2 protein-coding genes are annotated in these 3,909 nt (G+C 65.4%); one reads left to right on the top strand and one right to left on the bottom strand.

Annotated features, from left to right (window positions below; translation table 11 throughout):
• Positions 1–131: 131 nt before the first annotated feature.
• Positions 132–1,868, bottom strand: a complete 1,737-nt coding sequence (locus WAW85_RS01955; protein ID WP_422557979.1) for a DEAD/DEAH box helicase — start codon at positions 1,866–1,868, stop codon at positions 132–134.
• A 128-nt stretch (positions 1,869–1,996) separates the two neighbouring features.
• On the opposite strand from WAW85_RS01955, the gene WAW85_RS01960 reads away from it, so the two are divergent.
• The gene (locus WAW85_RS01960) at positions 1,997–3,784 is read left to right on the top strand and encodes an AMP-dependent synthetase/ligase (protein ID WP_422557980.1); all 1,788 of its coding nucleotides are present in this window, start codon (positions 1,997–1,999) and stop codon (positions 3,782–3,784) included.
• The last annotated feature ends 125 nt before the right edge of the window (positions 3,785–3,909 follow it).

Consider the following 3,909-nt stretch of genomic DNA (forward strand, 5'->3'; position numbering starts at 1 on the left):
ATCCCGAGCCGTCCGAACTGCTCGGCATCTCGCTGCGCCTGCTGGCCACGGCAGCGGCCGGCCTCCCGCTCCTGATCAGCTAACCGACCGAAAACGACGACCACCCGATTATCGCGGTGAAGGCGGCCTTATTAGCTCCGACCGCGGCCGGCGACGCGCGGTGGGCGCTTGCCCCAATGGTCCTTCTTACCACCCTTGTGATGGCCGCCGCTGCGGCCGCCGCGCTGTCCGGGCGCGCCCATATCGCGACTCAGGGCAATCGGGTGCTTGCCGATCCGGGTGTGTTTGAGGTTGTTGAGGGTCTCGTTGTCCAGATCGTCCGGGAGTTCGACCAGCGAGAAGTCGTCGCGAATGCTGATGTTGCCGAAGTCATTGCGGGTCAGGCCACCCTCGTTGGCGATTGCACCGACGATCGCACCGGGAGACACCTTGTGCTTACGGCCGACCGCGATCCGGTAGGTCGCGAACTTTCCGCCACCCTTGCGTTCCCGTTCTCGACGGTCGCCGCGATCACGATCGCGGTCACGCCGCTCGCCAGCTGGCGGATCGGGATTCATCAGGAATCCGCCGTCGCGGGACTCCAGGGCCAGCGCCGCCGCGATATCGGCGAGGGTGACGTCGTTCTCTCGGGCGTAGGTCTCGACCAGACCGCGGAACATGTCCAGGTGCTCGGACTCAAGGTTGTTGGTGATCGACTCGCCGAACTTCACCACGCGCTGTGCATTGACGTCCTCCACAGACGGCAGATCGATCTCGGTGAGTTCCTGTTTGGTGGCCCGCTCGATGGCCCGGAGCAGATGGCGTTCGCGCGGCGAGACGAACAGCATCGCCGTACCCGACCGCCCCGCGCGTCCGGTGCGACCGATGCGGTGCACGTACGACTCGGTGTCGTGGGGGATGTCGTAGTTGACGACGTGGCTGATGCGTTCGACGTCCAAACCGCGGGCGGCGACGTCGGTGGCGACCAGAATGTCGATGGTGCCGTCTTTGAGTTGATTGATGGTGCGCTCACGCTGCGCCTGCACCATGTCGCCGTTAATCGCCATCGCCGACAGCCCTCGCGAACGCAGCTTCTCGGCGAGTTCTTCAGTCGCAGACTTGGTGCGGACGAAGACGATCATCCCGTCGAAAGTCTCGACCTCGAGCACCCGGGTCAACGCGTCAAGCTTGCGCTGATGCGAAACCTGCAGATAGCGCTGGCTGATATTGGGCGCCGTGGAGGTCTGCGACTTGACCTTCACCTCTTGCGGGTTGTTCAGATACTTGCGTGCCAGACGGCCGATCGTCGGCGGCATCGTCGCCGAGAACAACGCGACCTGCTTCTCGTCCGGAGTGTCCGCGAGGATCCGCTCAATGTCCTCAGCGAAGCCCATCGACAGCATCTCATCGGCCTCGTCCAGCACCAGATACGCCAGTTCCGAAAGGTCGAGGGTGCCCTTGTCTAGATGGTCGATCACTCGGCCAGGCGTTCCGACGATCACCTGGGCGCCACGGCGCAGGCCGGACAGCTGAATACCGTAGGCCTGACCGCCGTAGATTGGCAGCACCTTGACCTCGGGCATCTTCGAGGAGTAACGCGCAAAGGCCTCGGCTACCTGCAGCGCGAGCTCTCGGGTCGGCGCCAAGACCAACGCCTGCGGTTTGCGCGCGGAGGTGTCCAGCCGAGACAGAATCGGGATAGCGAAGGCTGCGGTCTTGCCCGTTCCGGTCTGCGCCAGCCCGACCACATCTCGGCCGTCCATCAGTGGCGGGATGGTGGCGGCTTGAATGGGCGACGGCGTTTCGTAGCCGACTTCGTCGAGTGCGGCACGCACGCGCTCGTCGATTCCGAGGCCGTCGAACGATCCGGGGTGCTCATAAGTAGTCATCAGCAGGTGATTCTACCCCCACAGCGCCCTGTGACATGCGCCACTTCGCCCGCTGGTAGGGTTTCTGGGTGCGAGGTTCACCCCGAACCGCCCATTGCGCATATTCCCGACTCGAGGAGACCGCCGTCATGCAGGAGTTCAGCACTCCCTCCAACTTGGCCATCGGTGAGAAAACCACCACCGTCACCAAGCTGCAGAATCTTCGCCACACCAGCCCCGCAGCACCGGTGTTCAAACGACTCGGCGACTCCGGCCATTGGCTGACGGTCACCGCCCAGCAGTTTGCCGACGAGGTCGACGCGGTGGCCAAGGGCCTGATCGCCTCCGGCGTGGAACCCGGCGACCGGGTGGCCATCCTCAGCTCGACCCGCTACGAGTGGAGCCTGCTGGACTACGCCATCTGGCGGTCCGGCGCCACCACCGTTGCCATTTACGAGACCTCGGCATCGGACCAGGTCGACTGGATCCTGAACGACTCGGGCACCAAGGTCCTCGTCGTCGAGAACAACGACCAGCGCACCAAGCACGACGCGGTGATTGCGGCTACTGCCGCCCTGCGGGAGACGCTGGTGATCGACGACGGCGCCATCGCCGAACTGCGCCGCCGCGGGGCCGAGGTACCAGACTCGACCCTCGACCAGCGTGAGGCAAATGCGCGCTCGACGGACGCTGCCACCCTGATCTACACCTCGGGCACCACCGGCCGCCCCAAGGGCGTCGTTCTGACGCACGGCAACTTCATCGCCGAGGCCACCGCCGTGCGCGACTCGGTCGGCCCGGGCCTGAGCGAAGGCAAGACCACCCTGCTGTTCCTGCCGCTGGCCCACATCTTTGCCCGCGTCATCGCGATCGCCTGCCTGGAGAACGACGTTGTCCTGGGCCACTCCAGCGACCTGCCGAACCTGGTCGAGAACCTCGGGGTATTCAAGCCGAACTACGTCTTGTCGGTGCCGCGTGTCTTTGAGAAGGTCTACAACTCGGCGCGCCAGAAGGCCGTCGACGGCGGCAAAGGCAGCATCTTCGACAAGGCCACCGACACCGCGATCGCCTACTCGCGCGCGCTCGACGCCGGCGGCGCCGGCCTGGTCCTGAAGGTCAAGCACACCATCTTCGACAAGCTGGTCTACGGCAAGCTCCGCGCCGCCCTCGGCGGCCAGTGCGAGGCCGCCATATCCGGCGGCGCCCCGCTGGGCGACCGCCTCGGCCACTTCTTCCGCGGTGCCGGCATCCCGATCTTCGAAGGCTACGGACTCACCGAGACCACCGCCGCAGTCACCGCGAACAACGTCGCCCACACCAAGATCGGCTCGGTCGGCCGCCCGGTGCCGGGCGTGAGCGTGGGTATCGCCGACGACGGCGAGGTACTGCTGCGCGGACCCGTTGTCTTCACCGGCTACTGGCAGAATCCGGCGGCATCGGCCGAGGCGCTACAGGACGGCTGGTTCCGCACCGGCGACATCGGCCGCCTAGATGACGGCTTCCTGTTCATCACCGGCCGCAAGAAGGAACTGATCGTCACCGCCGGCGGCAAGAACGTCTCCCCCGCCCAGTTGGAGGACACCATCCGGGCCCATCCGATGGTGAGCCAGTGCCTGGTGGTCGGCGACAAGATGCCGTTCATCGGCGCCCTGCTGACCATCGATCCGGAGGCCGCCCCAGCCTGGCTCGAGCGCAATGGCCTGCCTGCCGACACCTCGATGGAGGATCTGGCCGCCAACCCGACGCTGCGCGCCGAGTTCGACGCTGCAGTCAGTGCCGCCAACAGCAAGGTCTCGGCCGCCGAACAGATCAAGAAGTTCGACGTCCTGGCCACCGACTTCACCATCGACACCGGCGAGTTGACCCCGACGATGAAGCTCAAGCGCAATGTCATCCATGACACTTACAAAGAAGCCATTGCGAACCTGTACTCCTAAGTCACAGGAGCCTCACAAGTAACACCCTTCACGGCGCGCCGCCCCGGATTCCGGGACGGCGCGCCGTACTGTCTGCACCCATGACGGGCAGTGCGAGCGCCATGAGCGGCGCATCGGGTCGGGAT

Origin of the sequence: Gordonia sp. (in: high G+C Gram-positive bacteria), assembly GCF_049299075.1 — a bacterium.
Classification (GTDB): domain Bacteria; phylum Actinomycetota; class Actinomycetes; order Mycobacteriales; family Mycobacteriaceae; genus Gordonia.